At 67.8% G+C, this 18534-nt stretch carries 20 protein-coding genes; 11 read left to right on the plus strand and 9 right to left on the minus strand.

Features of this window, described 5'->3' with window-relative positions; translation table 11 throughout:
• The 3 genes from LRM18_RS08145 (at position 1) to rpoH (ending at position 2707) form a co-directional block, all read left to right on the plus strand.
• Positions 1-843, plus strand: a complete 843-nt coding sequence (locus tag LRM18_RS08145; protein ID WP_049424094.1) for a response regulator — start codon at positions 1-3, stop codon at positions 841-843.
• The gene (gene ung, locus LRM18_RS08150) at positions 840-1553 is read left to right on the plus strand and encodes a uracil-DNA glycosylase (RefSeq protein ID WP_270953388.1); all 714 of its coding nucleotides are present in this window, start codon (positions 840-842) and stop codon (positions 1551-1553) included. The genes LRM18_RS08145 and ung overlap by 4 nt, the downstream gene beginning before the upstream one ends.
• Before the next feature lie 278 nt (positions 1554-1831).
• Positions 1832-2707 carry an RNA polymerase sigma factor RpoH gene (gene rpoH, locus LRM18_RS08155; protein WP_005411269.1) on the plus strand — a complete coding sequence of 292 codons (876 nt, stop codon included), beginning with the start codon at positions 1832-1834 and terminating at the stop codon, positions 2705-2707.
• Between the two features lie 134 nt (positions 2708-2841).
• On the opposite strand, the gene purD is transcribed toward rpoH, so the two are convergent.
• Both purD and purH read right to left on the minus strand, forming a co-directional pair.
• On the minus strand, positions 2842-4125 hold the full coding sequence (gene purD / locus LRM18_RS08160) for a phosphoribosylamine--glycine ligase (protein WP_270953394.1): 1284 nt from the start codon (positions 4123-4125) through the stop codon (positions 2842-2844).
• A 61-nt stretch (positions 4126-4186) separates the two neighbouring features.
• On the minus strand, positions 4187-5770 hold the full coding sequence (gene purH, locus LRM18_RS08165; RefSeq protein WP_057495068.1) for a bifunctional phosphoribosylaminoimidazolecarboxamide formyltransferase/IMP cyclohydrolase: 1584 nt from the start codon (positions 5768-5770) through the stop codon (positions 4187-4189).
• Positions 5771-5979: 209 nt separating this feature from the next.
• Between purH and LRM18_RS08170 the strand changes: the two genes are divergently transcribed.
• From LRM18_RS08170 to LRM18_RS08195, 6 genes are read left to right on the plus strand one after another with little or no spacing between them, the layout of a single operon-like run.
• On the plus strand, positions 5980-6597 hold the full coding sequence (locus LRM18_RS08170) for a CDP-alcohol phosphatidyltransferase family protein (RefSeq protein ID WP_270953397.1): 618 nt from the start codon (positions 5980-5982) through the stop codon (positions 6595-6597).
• Between the two features lie 34 nt (positions 6598-6631).
• Complete coding sequence (locus LRM18_RS08175) at positions 6632-8383, plus strand: bifunctional alpha/beta hydrolase/class I SAM-dependent methyltransferase (protein WP_270953399.1); 1752 nt, start codon at positions 6632-6634, stop codon at positions 8381-8383.
• Positions 8384-8406: 23 nt separating this feature from the next.
• Positions 8407-9711 carry a phosphatase PAP2/dual specificity phosphatase family protein gene (locus LRM18_RS08180; protein ID WP_195762757.1) on the plus strand — a complete coding sequence of 435 codons (1305 nt, stop codon included), beginning with the start codon at positions 8407-8409 and terminating at the stop codon, positions 9709-9711.
• Positions 9708-10145, plus strand: coding sequence for a hypothetical protein (locus LRM18_RS08185; RefSeq protein ID WP_270953401.1), 438 nt, complete (start codon positions 9708-9710; stop codon positions 10143-10145). Before LRM18_RS08180 ends, LRM18_RS08185 begins: the two co-directional genes overlap by 4 nt.
• 13 nt (positions 10146-10158) lie before the next feature.
• On the plus strand, positions 10159-10788 hold the full coding sequence (locus LRM18_RS08190; RefSeq protein ID WP_182068477.1) for a lysophospholipid acyltransferase family protein: 630 nt from the start codon (positions 10159-10161) through the stop codon (positions 10786-10788).
• Entirely contained in the window at positions 10785-11780 is a 996-nt protein-coding gene (locus LRM18_RS08195; RefSeq protein ID WP_182068478.1) for a phosphatidate cytidylyltransferase, read from the plus strand. The genes LRM18_RS08190 and LRM18_RS08195 overlap by 4 nt, the downstream gene beginning before the upstream one ends.
• 337 nt (positions 11781-12117) lie before the next feature.
• On the opposite strand, the gene fis is transcribed toward LRM18_RS08195, so the two are convergent.
• From fis to prmA, 3 genes are all read right to left on the minus strand, one after another.
• A complete protein-coding gene (gene fis, locus LRM18_RS08200; protein ID WP_005419706.1) occupies positions 12118-12393 on the minus strand; it encodes a DNA-binding transcriptional regulator Fis in 276 nt (91 codons plus the stop codon).
• 115 nt (positions 12394-12508) lie between these two features.
• Positions 12509-13273, minus strand: a complete 765-nt coding sequence (locus LRM18_RS08205) for a DUF3426 domain-containing protein (RefSeq protein WP_064239373.1) — start codon at positions 13271-13273, stop codon at positions 12509-12511.
• Between the two features lie 42 nt (positions 13274-13315).
• Positions 13316-14236 (minus strand): 50S ribosomal protein L11 methyltransferase, encoded by a 921-nt coding sequence (gene prmA / locus LRM18_RS08210; RefSeq protein WP_049470890.1) that lies wholly within the window; start codon positions 14234-14236, stop codon positions 13316-13318.
• Positions 14237-14399: 163 nt separating this feature from the next.
• On the opposite strand from prmA, the gene LRM18_RS08215 reads away from it, so the two are divergent.
• Positions 14400-15365 carry a hypothetical protein gene (locus LRM18_RS08215; RefSeq protein ID WP_270953413.1) on the plus strand — a complete coding sequence of 322 codons (966 nt, stop codon included), beginning with the start codon at positions 14400-14402 and terminating at the stop codon, positions 15363-15365.
• Positions 15362-15736, plus strand: coding sequence for a hypothetical protein (locus tag LRM18_RS08220; protein WP_032959077.1), 375 nt, complete (start codon positions 15362-15364; stop codon positions 15734-15736). The genes LRM18_RS08215 and LRM18_RS08220 overlap by 4 nt, the downstream gene beginning before the upstream one ends.
• Before the next feature lie 115 nt (positions 15737-15851).
• Here LRM18_RS08220 and accC read toward each other — a convergent pair whose 3' ends face one another.
• The 4 genes from accC to LRM18_RS08240 form a co-directional block, all read right to left on the minus strand.
• Complete coding sequence (accC, locus tag LRM18_RS08225) at positions 15852-17219, minus strand: acetyl-CoA carboxylase biotin carboxylase subunit (RefSeq protein ID WP_014648613.1); 1368 nt, start codon at positions 17217-17219, stop codon at positions 15852-15854.
• A 10-nt stretch (positions 17220-17229) separates the two neighbouring features.
• Positions 17230-17709: an acetyl-CoA carboxylase biotin carboxyl carrier protein gene (accB, locus tag LRM18_RS08230; RefSeq protein ID WP_005419696.1), complete on the minus strand. Its 480-nt coding sequence runs from the start codon at positions 17707-17709 to the stop codon at positions 17230-17232.
• 59 nt (positions 17710-17768) lie between these two features.
• A complete protein-coding gene (gene aroQ, locus LRM18_RS08235) occupies positions 17769-18212 on the minus strand; it encodes a type II 3-dehydroquinate dehydratase (protein ID WP_270953419.1) in 444 nt (147 codons plus the stop codon).
• A gap of 78 nt (positions 18213-18290) precedes the next feature.
• Entirely contained in the window at positions 18291-18530 is a 240-nt protein-coding gene (locus LRM18_RS08240) for a hypothetical protein (RefSeq protein WP_270953421.1), read from the minus strand.
• Positions 18531-18534: the final 4 nt, after the last annotated feature.

Consider the following 18534-nt stretch of genomic DNA (forward strand, 5'->3'; position numbering starts at 1 on the left):
ATGCAACCGCAAGCGCTGAAGCACCTTGAAGGGCCCGCGACGCGGGTGATGGTGGTCGATGGTTCGAAGCTGGTCCGCAAGCTGATCGCCGACGTCCTGCAGCGCGACCTGCCGGGCGTGGAGGTGATCGGCTGCGACAGCATCGAAGACGCGCAGCAGGCGCTGGCGCAGGGCCCGGTGGACCTGGTGACGACCTCGCTGACCCTGCGCGATGGCGACGGCCTGGCGCTGGCGCGGATGGTGCGCGAAGCGGCCGGCCAGGCCTACGTGCCGGTGATCGTGGTCTCCGGCGACGCCCAGCAGCACCTGGAGCAGCGCCGTTTCACCGAGTACGTCACCGACTATTTCGACAAAGCGCTCGGCCATGAAGCGCTGGCGACCTTCATCCGGGGCTATGTACAGCCGCAGACCATTCCCGGCGCGACCATCCTCTACATCGAGGACAGCCGCGTGGTGGCCGAGGCGACCAAGCGCATGCTGGAACGCCAGCAGTTGAACGTGCTGCACGTGGTCAGCGCCGAGGAGGCATTCACCCTGCTCACTGCCGAGTCGCTGGGCCGCAGCCGCCACCGCATCGACCTGGTGCTGACCGACGTCACCCTGAAGGGCGAGCTGAGCGGCCGCGACGTGGTGCAGCGCGTGCGGGTGGACTTCGGCTACGGCAAGCGCCGCCTGCCCGTGCTGGTGATGACCGGCGACGGCAACCCCCACAACCAGACCGGGCTGCTGCAGTCCGGTGCCAACGACCTGGTGCTGAAGCCGATCGAAGAGCGGCTGCTGGTCACCAAGGTGCTGTTCCAGCTGCGCCTGGCCCGATTGAATGATGGACCCTTGTTGCGATGATCGATGAAGTAACCGACACCCCGACGATCCAGCTGGAACCGAGCTGGAAGCAGCACGTCGGCGAGTACCTGTTGCAGCCGCAGATGCGCGAGCTGTCGGCCTTCCTGCGCCAGCGCAAGGCCAGCGGTGCGGCGGTGTTCCCGCCCGGGCCGCAGATCTTCGCAGCGTTCGACGCCACACCGTTCGAGCAGGTGAAGGTGGTGATCCTCGGCCAGGACCCGTACCACGGGCGCGGCCAGGCCCATGGCCTGAGTTTCTCGGTACCGCCCGGCGTGCCGGTGCCGCCGTCGCTGCTGAACATCTACAAGGAGATCGAGACCGATCTCGGTATCCCGCGCCCGGACCACGGCTGCCTGATCCCGTGGGCGCAGCGCGGCGTGCTGCTGCTCAATGCCGTGCTGACGGTGGAAGAGGGCAAGGCCGGCGCGCACCAGGGCCGCGGCTGGGAAGGCTTCACCGATCACGTGGTGGATGTGCTCAACCGCGAGCGCGAAGGACTGGTGTTCATGCTCTGGGGTGCCTATGCGCAGCAGAAGGGCAAGGTGATCGACACCCGCCGCCATCGCGTGCTGAAGTCGCCGCATCCGTCGCCGCTGTCGGCCCATCGGGGCTTCCTCGGCTGTCGTCATTTCTCGATGGCCAACGAGTACCTGCAGCGCCACGGCCAGGCCCCGATCGACTGGACGCTGCCGCCGCGCTCGGCACTCTGAGTGTTGGCGGGCCGCTGGGCCTGAACACCGGGCAACGTCCCCGGGCCTGAATGGGCCTTCAGAACGGCCCGTTCAGCTCCGCTTGACTGGAATCGGCCGCTTTATGGCAGGTAATTGCTTGAATTCCAAGGGATTGTGAATCCCGAAAAGCGTGCTCGCCACTGTCATCAAATCGCGCTACGGTAGGGCTCTGTTTGGGACCAGTGTTGCATCAATAGGATGCTGGAACTTTTTCCTCCTTTAGCAGTCCAAATCCCGGACTGCTAAGATGGGTGCCTATGAGCCAGAACACCTCTACTGCCCTTGTGGCAAACAATCTCCCGATTCCCAGTGCGCTCGGTTCGCTGGACGCCTACATCGGTGCCGTGCACCAGATCCCGGTGCTGTCGGTCGATGACGAACAGGACCTGGCCCGTCGCTTCCGCGATGGCAACGATCTGGACGCCGCCCGCGAGCTGGTGCATTCGCACCTGCGCTTCGTGGTGCACGTGGCCCGCGGCTACAACGGCTACGGCCTCGCCCTGGGCGACCTGATCCAGGAAGGCAACATCGGCCTGATGAAGGCGGTCAAGCGCTTCGACCCGGACATGGGCGTGCGCCTGGTTTCCTTCGCGGTGCACTGGATCCGTGCCGAGATGCACGAGTTCATCCTGAAGAACTGGCGCATCGTGAAGGTCGCCACCACCAAGGCGCAGCGCAAGCTGTTCTTCAACCTGCGCAAGTCGAAGACGCGCCTGGGCTGGATGAACGCAGCGGAAGTGAGCGCGGTGGCCAAGGACCTGAACGTTTCCGAGCGCGAGGTCATGGAAATGGAGTCGCGCCTGTCCGGCCGCGATATCGGTTTCGATGCGCCGACCGACGAGGACAACGAACACGCACCGCCGTCGCCGGCTGCGTTCCTGGTCGCCGATGACGAAGACCCGTCGATGGCCTACGAGCGCGAGGACAGCGAAGACAACCAGATGCAGCTGCTGCGCGAAGGCCTGGCGGAACTGGATGCGCGTTCGCGTGACATCATCCGCCGCCGCTGGCTGGACGCCGACAGCAAGGTGACGCTGCAGGAACTGGCCGACGAGTACGGCGTGTCGGCCGAGCGCATCCGTCAGGTTGAAGCGAACGCGCTGAAGAAGATGAAGGCGCTGTTCACCGCGTAAGGCGGGATGGCGTTGAAGCAATGAAAAGGCCCGGCATTGCCGGGCCTTTTCTTTTCGGTGGCGTTCTCATCCATGCATGCCGTGGATCTACCAATGTCAGTAGAGCCACGCCCTGCGTGGCTGCGGCGCGGTCGTCACTCTTCGCGTGCGATCGCGCGCCAGCCAATGTCGTTGCGGTGGAACTCGTTGGCCCAGGTCACCTTGGCCACGCCGGCATAGGCATTGGCCTGCGCGTCGCGCACGCTGTCGCCCAGTGCGGCCACGCACAGCACGCGGCCGCCGGCACTGACCACCTGGCCCTGCGCATCCAATGCCGTACCGGCATGGAACACCTTGGCACTGGCCGGCACCTCGTCCAGGCCGGAAATCACCTCACCGGTGATCGGCGCTTCGGGGTACGGCCTGGCCGCCAGCACCACGCCCAGCGACGGGCGCGCATCCCACTGCGCTTCGACCTGGTCCAGCCGGCCATCGATGGCGGCTTCCACCAGTTCGACCAGGTCCGACTGCAGGCGCAGCATCACCGGCTGGGTTTCCGGGTCGCCGAAGCGCACGTTGAATTCGATCACCTTCGGTGCGCCGCTGGCGTCGATCATCAGGCCGGCATAGAGGAAGCCGGTGAAGGGAATCCCGTCGGCGATCATGCCCTGCACGGTGGGATTCACCACCTCGCGCATCACGCGTGCATGCACCTCCGGCGTCACCACCGGGGCTGGCGAGTAGGCGCCCATGCCGCCGGTATTCGGGCCGGTGTCGCCGTCGCCGACGCGCTTGTGGTCCTGCGAGGTGGCCATCGGCAATGCATGCACGCCGTCCACCATCGAAATGAAGCTGGCTTCCTCGCCGTCGAGGAATTCCTCGATGACCACGCGGGCGCCGGCATCGCCGAACGCGTTGCCGGAGAGCATGTCACGCACTGCATCTTCGGCTTCGGTCAGGCTCATCGCGACGATCACGCCCTTGCCAGCGGCCAGGCCATCGGCCTTGACCACGATCGGTGCGCCCTTCTCGCGTACATACGTCAGCGCGGCGTCCACGTCGGTGTGCACGGCATAGAACGCGGTGGGGATGTTGTGGCGCGCCAGGAAGTCCTTGGCGTAGGCCTTGCTGCCTTCCAGCTGCGCGGCGGCGGCGGTCGGCCCGAAGATGCGCAGGCCGGCGGCGCGGAAACGGTCGACCACGCCGGCCACCAGCGGTACTTCAGGGCCGACCACGGTCAGTGCCACGCCTTCAGCCTGGGCCAGCGCCAGCAGGCCGTCGATATCGGTGACCTTGACCGCCACGTTGCGGCACTTGCCTTCGCTGGCGGTGCCGGCATTGCCGGGCGCCACGATCACTTCAGTGACACGGGAGGACTGGGCCAGCTTCCATGCCAGGGCGTGTTCGCGGCCGCCAGAGCCGATGACGAGGATCTTCATGGGACAGGGTTCTCGGGTACGGAAGAGAAAAGCCGGGCAGAGCCCGGCTTCGTGATGCGGATCAGTGGCGGAAGTGGCGCACGCCGGTGAACACCATGGCCAGGCCATGTTCGTCGGCGGCGGCGATCACTTCGGCATCGCGCATCGAACCGCCCGGCTGGATGACCGCCTTGATGCCGGCGGCAGCGGCGGCATCGATGCCGTCGCGGAACGGGAAGAACGCATCGGAAGCCATCACCGAGCCCTCGACCACCAGGTTCGCATCGGCGGCCTTGATGCCGGCGATGCGGGCCGAGTACACGCGGCTCATCTGGCCGGCGCCGACACCGATGGTGCGGTTGTCCTTGGCATAGACAATCGCGTTGGACTTCACGAACTTGGCCACCTTCCAGGCGAACAGCAGGTCGGTGAACTGCCTGTCGGTCGGCGCCAGCTTGCTGACCACCTTCAGTTCGTCGCGGGTCATGCCGCGGTTGTCCGACGACTGCAGCAGCAGGCCCGAGCCGACGCGCTTGCTGTCGAAGTTGTTCAGGCCGTCGCCGTGCGGGATGCGCAGCACGCGCACGTTGGCCTTCTTCTGCGCGTATTCCAGCGCGGCCGGCTCGTAGTCCGGGGCGATCAGCACTTCGACGAACTGGCGGTCGAGGATCACCTTGGCGGTGGCCGCGTCCAGCGGCTTGTTGAAGGCGATGATGCCGCCGAAGGCGCTGGTCGGGTCGGTCGCGTAGGCCAGCTCGTAGGCATCGCCGTTGCCGGCACCGACGGCCACGCCGCACGGGTTGGCGTGCTTGACGATGACGCAGGCCGGCGCATCGAACTGGCGCACGCATTCCCACGCCGCATCGGCATCGGCCAGGTTGTTGTAGCTCAGCTCCTTGCCCTGCAGCTGCTGGAAGGTGGCCAGCGTGCCCGGCACCGGGTACAGGTCGCGGTAGAACGCGCCGCTCTGGTGCGGGTTCTCGCCGTAGCGCAGGTCCATCACCTTCACGAAGGTGGAGTTCATCTGCGCCGGGTACTCGGCACGGGCCGGCACGGCCGCGTCGGTGGCGGTGACTGCCGACAGGTAGTTGCTGATCGCGGCGTCGTACTGGGCGACGCGGTTGAACGCGGCCACCGAGAATGCGAAGCGGGTGGCGGCCGTCAGCTGGCCGTTGTTGGCCTCCAGCGAGGCCAGCAGCTCGGCGTACTGCGACGGGTCGGTGGCCACTGCCACGCGGGCGAAGTTCTTGGCCGCCGAGCGCAGCATCGCCGGGCCGCCGATGTCGATGTTCTCGACCGCGTCGGCCAGGGTGCAGTCGGCCTTGGCGGTGACCGATTCGAACGGGTACAGGTTCAGCACCAGCAGGTCGATGGCACCGATGCCGTGTTCGGCCATCACCGCGTCATCCAGGCCCGAACGGCCCAGCAGGCCGCCGTGCACCATCGGGTGCAGGGTCTTGACCCGGCCGTCCATCATTTCCGGGAAACCGGTGACCTCGGCCACGTCCTTCACGGCCAGGCCCGCATCGCGGATCGCCTTGGCGGTGCCGCCGGTGGACAGCAGCTCCACGCCGCGTGCCGCCAGCGCAGTGGCCAGCTCGACCAGACCGGTCTTGTCGGAAACGGAGAGGAGGGCCCGGCGGACGGGCAACAGATCAGCAGTCATGGGACAGAATCGGCAGCGGAGCGGGGCCGATATTGTAGGCGGTGGGGGCCGGTGGCGGGCGCTGATGGGGAAATTCAACCCGCATCGATGGCCTGTGGCCGCCTTCAGCACCGCCCGGCCGGGGGGCGGTCCGCAAGCAATTCGATGGGGCGCGCTGCCCCAATCGGGTAGGCTGTGCCGGAACTGCCAAGGATCAGCGGGTTCGGATCGTGTCGATCTATGCATTGAAAGGACGTTTTCAGGACCTGTTGCGTCCGGCCGTACGCGGCCTGTACCGCATGGGGATCACCGCCAATGCGGTGACCGTGGCCGCCGCCGTGGTCTCGCTGCTGGTGGCCGCCGCCGTCTGGTGCTACGCGCCGGCCCAGCCCCTGCTGTACCTGCTGCTGCCACTGTGGATGCTGCTGCGCATGGCGCTCAACGCCGTGGACGGCATGCTGGCCCGCGAGTTCGGCCAGCAGTCGCGGCTGGGCGCCTATCTGAACGAGCTGTGCGATGTGATTGCCGACGCGGCGCTGTACCTGAGCCTGCTCAGCGTGCCGGGCGTGCGCACCGAGGCGCTGTGGTTGCTGGCCTGGGCGGCGGCGCTGAGCGAGTACGCCGGTGTGCTGGGGCTGATGGTCGGTGCCAGCCGTCGCTATGACGGCCCGATGGGCAAGAGCGACCGCGCCTTCGCGATCGGTGTGCTGGGCCTGCTGCTGGCGTTCGAGTGGGTTGGCGCGATGACGGTCACTGGCGTGGCTGCGGCCCTGGCGGTGCTGTGCGTGCTGACGATGATCAACCGCGTCCGTCGCGGACTGCGGGAAGCGGCGGTTTCGCCGAATTAATCAAGCAGATACAAAAAGACAATCAGGAGATTGCATGCGTCAGGCGCAGGAACGGGAATTCCACAGCTTCGACCAGGTACCGCTGTTCTACCGGTACTGGGCGGGCTCCACCGCAACGCCGGCCACCCGGGCCATCGTGCTGCTGCACCGCGGGCATGAGCACTCCGGGCGGGTCACCCACCTGGTCGATGAGCTGGACCTGCCCGACACCGCCTTCTTCGCCTGGGATGCACGCGGCAATGGCCGCTCGCCGGGCGCGCGTGGCGATGCACCGGGCTTCCCGGCGCTGGTGCGCGACCTGGACAGCTTCATCGCGCACATCGGCGCCGAGCACGGTATCGCGGTGGAAGACATCGTGGTGATCGCGCAGAGCGTGGGCGCGGTGGTCGCCGCGACCTGGGTGCACGACTACGCCCCACGCCTGCGCGCGCTGGTGATGGCCTCGCCGGCGTTCAAGGTGAAGCTGTACGTACCGTTCGCGCGCCCGGGCCTGGCCTTGATGCAGAAGCTGCGCGGCAACTTCTTCGTCAACAGCTACGTCAAGCCGCAGTGGCTGACCCATGATCCGGCGCGGGTGGAAAGCTATCGCACCGACCCGCTGATCACCCGGCCGATCTCGGTGCGCGTGCTGCTGGGCCTGTATGAAGCGGCTGACCGCATCGTCGCCGATGCGCAGGCCATCAGCGTGCCGGTGCAGCTGCTGGTGTCCGGTTCCGACTTCGTGGTGCATCGCGGCCCGCAGGACCGCTTCTACGAGCGCCTGTCCAGCCCGATCAAGGAGCGCGTGCACCTGCCGGGCTTCTTCCACGACACGCTGGGTGAACGCGATCGGGCACCGGCACTGGCGCGCATCCGCAGCTTCATCCAGGCGCGTTTCGCCGAACCGTTGCGCGAGCTGTCACGGCGCGATGCGCACCGCCACGGGCCGACCTTCGAAGAGTCCGAGATCCTGGCCTGGCCACCGCAGCGCAACAGCCTGGCCGACCTGCGCTGGCGCGTGGTGCGTGGCGGCCTGCGTTTCGGTGGCCGGTTGTCCGAAGGCATCGCGCTGGGCCTGCAGACCGGTTTCGATTCGGGCAGCACGCTGGATTACATCTACCGCGACGAAGCACGCGGCAAGGGCCCGTTGGGGCGGATGATCGACCGCAACTACCTGGACGCGATCGGCTGGCGGGGCATTCGCGTGCGTGGCCAGCACCTGCAGGAACTGCTGCGCGACGCTGCACAGCGCCTGCGCGGGCAAGGCACGCCAGTGCGCGTGCTGGATGTCGCCGCCGGCCATGGCCGCTATGTGCTCGAAGCGCTGGGCCAGGGCGGGCAGCGCGCCGACCGCATCGTGCTGCGCGACTTCAGCGATCTGAACGTGGCCCAGGGCCAGGCGTTGATCGAGCGCCTGGGCGCGGCCGATATCGCGCGCTTCGAGCAGGGCGATGCGTTCGATCCGGCACAGCTGGCGAGGGTCGATCCGGCGCCGACGCTGGCGGTGGTCTCGGGCCTGTACGAACTGTTCCCCGACAACGACGCCGTGCTGCGCTCGCTGATGGGCATCGCCGCGACCGTTCCGGTGGGCGGCTACCTGGCCTATACCGGCCAGCCCTGGCACCCGCAGCTGGAATTCATCGCCCGTGCGTTGACCAGCCACCGCGGTGGCGCAGCGTGGGTGATGCGCCGCCGTACCCAGCAGGAGATGGACGAGCTGGTGCGCCTGGCCGGGTTCGAGAAGGTGGCGCAGCGTATCGACGACTTCGGCATCTTCACCGTGTCGCTGGCGCGCCGGACCGCGTGATGGCGACGCTCGCCGCATCCCCACTGGCCGCAGAAGGGCGCCCCTGGCGGCGCGCCCTGTTGTGGCTGGCGCTGCTGGGTCCGTTCTTCTTCGCCAGCTATGGCTTCGCCAACTGGATGGCCGGCCGCCACGCCACGCTGCCGGTGATGGCGTTCGCCTGGGAAACCCACATTCCGTTCGTACCGTGGACGATCGTGCCGTACTGGTCGATCGACCTGTTCTACGCGATCTCGTTCTTCCTGTGCCGGCAACGCCTGGAGCTGGACCGGCACGCGCTGCGGCTGCTCAGTGCGCAGGTCATCGCGGTGGCCTGCTTCCTGCTGTGGCCGCTGCGCTTCAGCTTCGAACGACCGGAGATCGGCGGTGTGTTCGGCTGGCTGTTCGATGTGCTGCTGGGCTTCGACAAGCCGTTCAACCAGGCACCGTCGCTGCACATCGTGCTGTTGATCGTGCTGTGGGTGAAGTTCGCGCAGTACCTGCACGGCGTGTGGCGCTGGGTGCTGCACATGTGGGCGCTGCTGATCGGCGTTTCGGTGCTGACCACGTTCCAGCATCATTTCATCGATATCCCGACCGGCCTGCTGGCCGGCTGGCTGTGCGTGTGGCTGTGGCCGGAGCAGGGCACGCCACCGTTGCGGGCCTGGCGCACCGTGCGGGATGGCAGACGTTGGCGATGGGCGGTGCTGTACCTGCTGGGCGCCGCCGTGCTGCTGGTGCCTGCGGTCCTGCTGCGCGGCATGGCGTTGTGGCTGCTGTGGCCGGTGGTGTCGCTGCTGCTGGTGGCGCTGGCCTATGCCGGGCTCGGTACGGCGGTGTTCCAGAAGCGCGCCGATGGCCGCCTGAGCATGGCGGCACGCTGGCTGCTGGCGCCGTACCTGGGCGCGGCCTGGATCAATTCGCGGCTGTGGACGCGGCGTGCGCCGCAGCCGGTGCCGGTGACGGACGGCGTGTGGCTGGGGCGTATTCCCTGCGCGGCGTTGCCAGCACTGCTGGTGGGCGTGGTCGATGCCTGTGCCGAGCTGTCCTGCCGCGCGCCGGGCGCGGCGTATGCCAGCGTGCCGATGCTGGACCTGGTGGTGCCCACGCCGCACCAGTTGCGCGAGGCGGCCGAGGCCATTGAGCGACTGCGGGTACAGGGGCCGCTGCTGGTGTGCTGCGCATTGGGTTACTCACGCAGTGCCGCCGGAGTTGCCGCCTGGCTGCTGCGCAGTGGGCGTGCCGCCGATGCCGAAGGGGCGGTGGCGATCGTGCGCGCTGCACGCCCCGGCATCGTGCTGGGCCCGGCACATCTGCGCGCCATTGCTGCTGCGGCGGGGGCCGGCGCATGAGTCCGGTGCCCGATCTGGCGACCATGCAGCTGTTGCTGCGCCAGGGACGGTGGCCGGCATCGCTGTCGCTGGGGCTGCTGCTGGCAGCGTTGCTGCTGCTGGGCGTTGAACCCGGGCTGGCGATGATCGCCGCCGGCCTGTTGCTGCTCAGCATTGCCGCGGGCATCGCACAGGCCTACCACGCATGGCGGGTCGGGCTGGACGCCGGCCTGCTGCAACTGCTGCGCGATGAGGGCCTGGACGGCGAAGCCGCTGCGCGCCGTACCGACCAGCTGCTGCACGACAGTGGCCTGCGCCGCGCATCGCCCGACGCGCCGCTGCGCGGGTGGGACCTGCGCTGGGCCGGCATGCGCCGCCTGCTGTTGCGGCAGTACCTGCTGACGGCCGTGCAGTTTGCACTGCTGCTAATTGCCGTGTTGTGGCCGCAGACGTGAACCGGAGGGGCCGATGTTCGCCGAACTGATTGCACGCGCCTGCAGTGGCGCGATCCATGTAGTGACCGGGGCACGCGCCCTGTGGATCGGCTGTGCGCCGTCCAGCGAGCGCCGCGTGTACTACGGCAACCACGCCAGCCATGGTGATTTCGTGCTGATCTGGTCGTCGATGCCACCGGCGTTGCGGCGCCAGGTGCGCCCGGTGGCTGCTGCCGAGTACTGGCAGCGCGACGGCCTGCGCCGCTACCTGATCGATGCGGTGTTCAACGGCGTGCTGGTCGAGCGCGAGGCCGGCCATCGCCAGCAGGATCCACTCCAGGCGCTGCGTGACGCGGTGGACGAAGACTGCTCGCTGATCCTGTTTCCGGAGGGCACCCGCAACGTGGGCGATGAACCACTGCTGCCGTTCAAGAGCGGCATCTACCACCTGGCGCGGCAACGGCCGGAGCTGGAGTTCGTGCCGGTGTGGATCGACAACCTGAAGCGGGTGATGCCCAAGGGCCGGTTCCTGCCGCTGCCGCTGCTGTGCACGGCCACCTTCGGCACGCCGCTGCGGCTGCAGGCCGACGAGGACAAGTCCGCATTCCTGGCCCGCAGCAGGCAGGCGCTGCTGGACCTGGCGCCGAATGGAGGTCGTGCATGAGTTTCGTGCTGGATGTATCTGGCGATCTGGCAACGCAGAGTGTCGGCCAGCAGACCGGCCTGCTGTTTGCCGGCGTAGGTGCGGTGCTGGTGCTGGCCACGCTGGTCGCCGAAACCCTGCGCTGGCGCCAGCGTGGGCGGCCCAGTGCAGTGATCACCAACCTGGTCTCGCGCATCCGTGCCTGGTGGGTGATGGCGCTCGTGGTCGGGTTGGCGCTGTTCTTCGGTCGTGCCGGGGTGATCGTACTGTTCGCGATCATTTCGCTGTTCGCGCTGCGCGAATTCATCACCCTGGCGCCGACGCGCTCGGGTGACTACTACGCGCTGCTGGCCGCGTTCTACATCGTGCTGCCGTGGCAGTACTACCTGGTGTGGATCGACTGGTACGGCATGTACACGCTGCTGATTCCGGTCTATGCATTCCTGTTCCTGCCGATCCTGTCGACCATCGGCGGCGATACCACGCACTATCTGGAGCGCACGGCGAAGGTGCAGTGGGGTTTGATGATCTGCGTGTTCTGCATCTCGCATGTGCCGCTGCTGCTGAACCTGCACGTGCCCGGCCATGACCCGTCGCGCAACGTGCTGCTGTTCGCCTTCCTGGTGATCGTGGTGCAGTCTTCGGACGTGCTGCAGTACATCTGGGGCAAGCTGCTGGGCCGGCACCTGATCGCACCGAAGCTGTCGCCGTCGAAGACGGTGGAGGGCTTCGTGGGCGGCGTGCTGAGCGCCAGCGCGCTGGGCGCGGCGTTGTGGTGGATCACCCCGTTCACCCCGCTGCAGGCGTTCGGCCTGTCGCTGCTGATCAACCTGATGGGGTTCTGGGGCGGCCTGGTGATGTCGGCGATCAAGCGCGATCGCGGCATCAAGGACTGGGGGCACATGATCGAGGGCCATGGCGGCATGCTCGACCGGCTGGATTCGGTGTGCTTCGCCGCGCCGGTGTTCTTCCACGTAGTGCGGTATTACTGGAAGGCGGGCGGCGGCGGCTGACGTCGCCGGGCTTCATCCACGCATGGCGTGGATCTACTGGACGGGTCGCGGGATCCGCCGGGGGGGCATCCACGCATGGCGTGGAACTACTGACGGGCCGGGGATCCGCCGGGGGGGCATCCACGCATGGCGTGGATCTACTGGACGGGCTGCGGGATCGCCGGGGGGGCATCCACGCATGGCGTGGATCTACTGACGGGCCGCGGGATTGCCGGGGATGCATCCACGCATGGCGTGGATGTACCGGTAGTGCCGGCCGCTGGCCGGCAACAGCAACAGCAACCTGCCATCGTTCATTGGGTTGCCGGCCAGCGGCCGGCACGGCCCACCCGCGCGCTTACGCGCTGATGCCGTATTCCTTCAGCTTCTTGCGCAAGGTCGCGCGGTGGATGCCCAGCATCGCTGCGGCGCGGCTCTGGTTGCCTTCGCAGTGGTTGAGCACTTCCACGAACAACGGGATCTCCATCTCGCGCAGCACGATCTCGTAGACATCGTCCGCGTCGCAGCCATCGAGGTCACGCAGGTAGCGGCGTACGGACTGGGCGACGTGTTCACGCAGCGGTGGCCGGGGAGCGCCACGACTGTTGTCAGGACGAGAGAGGACAGCGTTCAAGGGGGTTCCCGATCTGGTTGGCCCGTGCGCGCGGAGCGCGCGGCCGGACGAGGTGGTGGCGGCCAGTCTAGCGCGAGCGTGCCCGACCTGCCACGGCTGGTCGCCTCTACCCTGGTCAGAGGAAGTCGAAGGTGAATGCGACGGTGGACGCGGCGGGCTCCTGCACGCGGAACGCGATGCGCGCGCTCTGGCCCGGTTCCAGCACGGTCGTGCCCGGGCTTTCGCCGAGGTACTGCGCGGGCGTGAACACGCCGCTGCCGATCACCCGGCCATCGGCATCGGACAGTGACAGGCGCAGGTCCGGCCAGGCCTGTGCCCAGCGCGCATCGTTGCGGATGCTGGCCTGCACCTGCAGCACACCGGCCTGCCCGGGCAGGGGGCGGATCTCGCGGCTGGTCATGGTGAACGCGGTCGGCTCGTGCCACACCGGCAGGCTGCAGCGCAGCACGCCGCACAGTGCGCCCAGCCAGGCGCGGTTGCCGGCGTCGGCGGCCAGCCGGTCACGATCGGCCAGCACGCTCTGCAGGATCAGCAGCAGTGCCAGCGCGGCGACCAGCCCCCAGTGCCAGCGCGGCACCGGGAGTACGCGGGGGCGTGACGTGCCCAGGAAGCTTGGCGCATCGCTGGCCACCGCCTGCGGCACCGGGGCCGCCACGACGGGTTCGACCACGACCGCCTCGTCGGCGATGACGGCGTCGTCGAACGGTTGTGTCTCTGCCCTGGGCGGCACGGGCGCATCGACCGGGTCGCGGGGCGGCGCCGCAACGTCATGCATTGCCGGTTCGGGCGTGCGCGCGTCGGTCTCAGGTGCGGCCTCGCCTTCCGGCGCGGGGCGCAGGAAGGTGGCCAGGGGACGGCGCGGCGGGGTCGGCTCGGACATGCTCAGGGTGCGGGCTCGGATCCAGCGGTCATTCAATCATGATCAGGCCCGGCGCACGCCGGTGATACGCATCCAGTCGCCATCCTGGGTGGCCTGCAGGTCGTCGAACCATGCGGCATAGCGCTGCAGCAGTTCGCCTTCCTGGCCCTGCAGGATGCCCGACAGGGCGATGCGGCCCCCGACGGCAACGCGCGCGGCCAGCAGCTCGGCCAGCGCGTCCAGTGCCGAGGCGAGGATGTTGGCAACCACGATGGGATAGGTGGCGACCGGTTCGTCCTGCGGCAGGTACACGTGCATGCGGGCCTGCTCGCCGTTGCGCTCGGCATTGTCGGCGGTGGCGACCAGCGCCTGCGGGTCGTTGTCCACGCCGATCGCTTCGGCGGCACCCAGCTTCAACGCGGCCAGCGCGAGGATGCCCGAGCCACAGCCGAAGTCGAGCACGCGCTGTCCCTGCAGCAGGCCATCGACGGCCAGCTGGTCCAGCCAGCGCAGGCACAGGGCGGTGGTCGGATGGGTGCCCGAGCCGAAGGCCAGGCCCGGGTCCAGCCGCACCACGGCAGCATCGGCGGCCTGCGCGGCGTCCGGCAGTTCATGGTTCCACGGCACGATCCAGGTCCGGCTGCCGAAATCCATCGGCTGGAACTGGTCAAGCCAGGCGCGTTCCCAGTCCTCATCCTCGACGGCGCGGAAGCTGCCGTTGCTCCAGTCCAGTTCCGGATCGAACGATTCCAGGGCGGCCAGCAGCAACAGCGCATTGCTGTCGGCGGGGAACAGTGCGCTCAGCACCAGGGTGTCCCACAGCGGCGTTTCACCCACGCCGGGTTCGAGGATGGCCTGTTCGTTGCTGGTGTCGGCTTCGGCATCGAGCAGGGTCACGGCCAGGGCGCCGACGTCCTCCAGCGCATTCTCATAGCGGGGCTGGGTGGCTTCGGTGCAGCGCAGGGTCAGTTCCAGGAACGGCATGGCGGTGGGGACAGTCGCGGGAAAGGGGGCCATGCTAGACCATCGGGGCGTCTCCGTATTGCCTGAGATGCCGCCTCGATATGAACGGGGGCAGTTCAGACAGCCCTGCCGGGCCTTGCTAAACTCGGCGCTTTCCTGCGTGCCGTGAACGCTCACCTCGCCGATGGCCCTGGCTCCGACCCTGAAAACCTGGTTGCTCGTGCTGCCGGCGGTGGCCGTGCTGGGCGTGGCCGGGTACCGGGCCAGCGGCCATGCGGCGGCGGTGGCATCGCCATCGCCGGAGCTGCCGACCGCAGTGGCCAGCGCTGACAGCGCCACATCGCTGCCGGTGGTCCCCGAGGCGCTGGCGCGGCGGCTGGCGGCCTTCGAGCGCGGCAACATGCTGCCGTCGGGCCTGCCGCTGGACCTTCGCGCCGACATCGAAGACGCCAGCGACCTGTATGCCTACGCGCAGCGCCTGCGCGTGCAGGCCGACACCGGCAACCACGAAGCGCGCTGGATGCTCAGCCGCGTCTATGACTATTGCGCCCAGTACGCGCTCGACCCGGGCGGTTACCGCCTGGACAACAACGTGCTGAGCGGGCTGGGGCTGACGGCGGCGCCGGCGATGATCGAGGCGCGCGAGCGCGTGGCGCAGCGGTGCGGCGGTTTCGTCCCGGGCGACAAGCTGGGCGCGGCACTGGTGCTGGCCGAGCGCCGCAAGGCGGCCGCGCAGGGCAACCTGGCCGCGGAAGCATCGCTGTTCGCCGAGGGCGAGCCGTTGCATGACAGCGCCGAGTACCGTCGTGACCTGGTCGAGCGCGTGCGCACCTCGCGCGATCCGGAGGCCTACATGGCCATCGCGCCGGCCATGGGCGTACGTGCGGCGGGTGACCGCGCGCTGGATGGCCTGGTGGCGGGCGAGCAGCTCAGCGAGCTTGCATGGCGGCTTGCGGCCTGCGAACTCGGTCTGCCGTGTGGGGCCGACAGCGTGCTGGTCAACAGTTTTTGCGCGAACGGAGGGATCTGTTCGCAGGATGGGGCGCAGGATTTCCGGGATTTCGTGTATGACGCTGCGGTATCGCGGCAAGGTGCTGGGAAAATGAAGGAATGGATCAAGCGACTGGTTGGAAAGAGGGACGGGCGATGAATTACCGTCGATTCCTGCATGGGGCCAAGTTCTGGTTCTGGGTGGCGCTGTTCGTGGCCTACTCGGCCGGTGCGGTCGGCCTGCTGATGATCGATACCTACGAGGATCGCTACCGGCACCTGTCGAAGGTGGAGCTGACCACGGTGAAGGCGCAGGAAGACGTGCGCCGCGCCGGCGCCAGCCAGGTGGCTGCGGTCTATCGCGCGCAGAGCGGCATGCCGTTCGCTTCATTGCCGGCCGGCAGCACCTTCCAGGTGGTGTGGCCGGATGGTTCCACCGAAACCATGGTGATCGTCGATCCGACCTCGCCCAATGGCGTGCGGCCGCTGGCCCATTCGCAGATTCCGGCCGACGTGGCCGACAAGCGCTGACGCGGTCGCTGCAGGGCCCAGCCCCTGCCCGGCCGTGCTTTGCGGCATCGGCTCCGCAGCAACAGAAAAGGGCGGGGAGATCCCCGCCCTTTCCGTGTCCAGTCCCTGCTGCCGATCAGGTCAGTGCGATCGGCTTGTTCTTGCGCTCGGCCAGGCGCTTTTCCAGGTAGTGGATGTTCTGGCCACCGGCCTGGAAGCCCTTGTCGCGCATGATCCGCTGCTGCAGCGCGATGTTGGTCTTGATGCCGTCGACCACCATCTCGCTCAGTGCCACCCGCATGCGGGCGATGGCGGTTTCGCGGTCCGGGCCGTGCACGATCAGCTTGCCGATCATCGAGTCGTAGTTCGACGGCACGCGGTAGCCACTGTAGATGTGGGTGTCCACGCGCACGCCGGGGCCGCCCGGCGGATGGAAGCCGGTGATGGTGCCTGGGCTCGGCACGAAGGTTTCAGCATCTTCGGCGTTGATGCGGCACTCGATGGCATGGCCGGTCAGCACCACGTCGCTCTGCTTGATCGACAGCTTCTGGCCGGCGGCGATCTTCAGCTGCTCGGCCACCAGGTCGATGCCGGTGACCATTTCGGTGACCGGATGTTCCACCTGGATGCGGGTGTTCATCTCGATGAAGTAGAAGCGACCGTCCTCGTACAGGAACTCGAACGTGCCCGCGCCGCGGTAGCCGATGCGGATGCAGGCTTCCACGCAGACCTTGCCGATCTGCTCGCGCTGCTCGGCGGTGATGCCCGGCGCCGGTGCCTCTTCCACCACCTTCTGGTGGCGGCGCTGCATCGAGCAGTCGCGCTCACCGAGGTGGATGGCATTGCCCTGTCCGTCGGCCAGCACCTGGATTTCCACGTGGCGCGGATTCTCCAGGAACTTCTCCATGTAGACCTCGCCATTGCCGAACGCGGCCTTGGCCTCGCTCTTGGTGGTTTCGATCGAGGTCTTCAGCGAGGCTTCGGCGTGCACCACGCGCATGCCGCGACCACCACCACCGCCGGCCGCCTTGATGATGACCGGGTAACCGATCTCGCGGGCGATCTTGGTGTTGGCGACGATGTCCTCGCCGAGCGGGCCGCCCGAGCCGGGCACGCACGGTACGCCCGCGGCCTTCATCGCGCGGATGGCTTCGACCTTGTCACCCATCATGCGGATAGTGTCGGCCTTGGGGCCGATGAAGATGAAGCCGGATTCTTCCACGCGTTCGGCGAAGTCGGCGTTCTCCGACAGGAAGCCGTAGCCCGGGTGGATGGCCTGGGCATCGGTGACTTCCGCTGCCGCGATCAGGGCCGGGATGTTGAGGTAGCTCTGCGGCGACGGCGCCGGGCCGATGCAGACCGACTCGTCGGCCATGGCCACGTGCTTGAGGTTGCGGTCGACCGTGGAGTGCACGGCCACCGTGCGGATGCCGAGGGTATGGCACGCGCGCAGGATGCGCAGCGCGATCTCCCCTCGGTTGGCGATGACGACTTTGTCGAGCATGGCGCGCCCCTCAGCCGATCACGAACAGCGGCTGGTCAAATTCCACCGGCTGGCCGTTCTCGCCGAGGATGGCAACGATGGTGCCGGACGTGTCGGCTTCGATCGGGTTGAACATCTTCATCGCTTCGATGATGGCCAGGGTTTCGCCTTCCTTGACCTGCTGGCCCACGGTGACGAAGGCCGGCTTGTCCGGGGCGGACGAGGCGTAGAAGGTGCCGACCATCGGCGAGCGCAGCACGTGGCCTTCCGGCAGTGCCGGGCCCGGCTTGGCGCTGCCGCCGGTGGAGGCTTCGGTCGGCGACTGCATCGGCATCGCCTGCGGCGCCGGGGCGGCCGGAGCGGCATACACCGGCGCGGCGACCGGGGCGGCATAGCCGGCCACCGGGGCGCGCGACAGGCGCACCGACTCTTCGCCTTCCTTGATTTCGATTTCAGCCAGGTTCGACTCTTCCAGCAGGTCGATCAGCTTCTTGATTTTGCGCAGATCCATGAGGGCCTCTTTGGTTTCTATCTAGGTGAGGAGAGCGCCGTGGGCGCCCGGGTCGACAATCAGGTGGCGGATACGCGCAGCAGCGCCGCGTCCATCGCGTAGCGGTAGCTGTCGGCACCGAAGCCGCACACCATGCCCACCGCCTTGTCACTGAAGTAGCTGTGCTGGCGGAACGGTTCGCGGGCATGCGGGTTGGACAGGTGGATCTCGATGAACGGCACCGCCACCGCCGCCAGCGCATCGCGCAGGGCCACCGAGGTGTGGGTGAAGGCGGCGGGGTTGATCAGGATGAACGCGGTTCCGTCGTTGCGCGCGGCCTGCACGCGGTCCACCAGGACATGCTCGGCGTTGGACTGCAGGCTTTCCACCGCGTGCCCGGCGGAGGCAGCCTGGGTCGCCAGGGCCTGGTCGATGTCGGCCAGCGTGGTGTGGCCGTAGACCTCCGGCTCGCGGGTACCGAGCAGGTTGAGGTTGGGGCCGTGCAGGACCAGCAGCTTCGCCATGGGATCCGGTAGACGGGAAAGGGCGGCAGTCTGGCGGAACCGGCGGATGCTGTCCAGTTCGGCGAAGTTTGCAGCGTTTCAATCGACCGTTTGAAATTCGCCGAAGGGCTTGCGGCCGTATGCCGTGCGCCGGATCAAGGCGCGCTGAACGCCGGGCAGGTGGCGGATGCATGCACGTAGGCCGACGATGGCGGCAGGCGGGGAGAAGACTGATGTCGCCATGGGCCGCGATGCGGTAGATCCACGCCATGCGTGGATGAGACCACCGATCAGTAGATCCACGCCATGCGTGGATGAAGGAAGTTCGGTGCGCAGCACGCTA

The organism is Stenotrophomonas sp. PI_27, from assembly GCF_027854495.1.
GTDB lineage: Bacteria > Pseudomonadota > Gammaproteobacteria > Xanthomonadales > Xanthomonadaceae > Stenotrophomonas > Stenotrophomonas pavanii.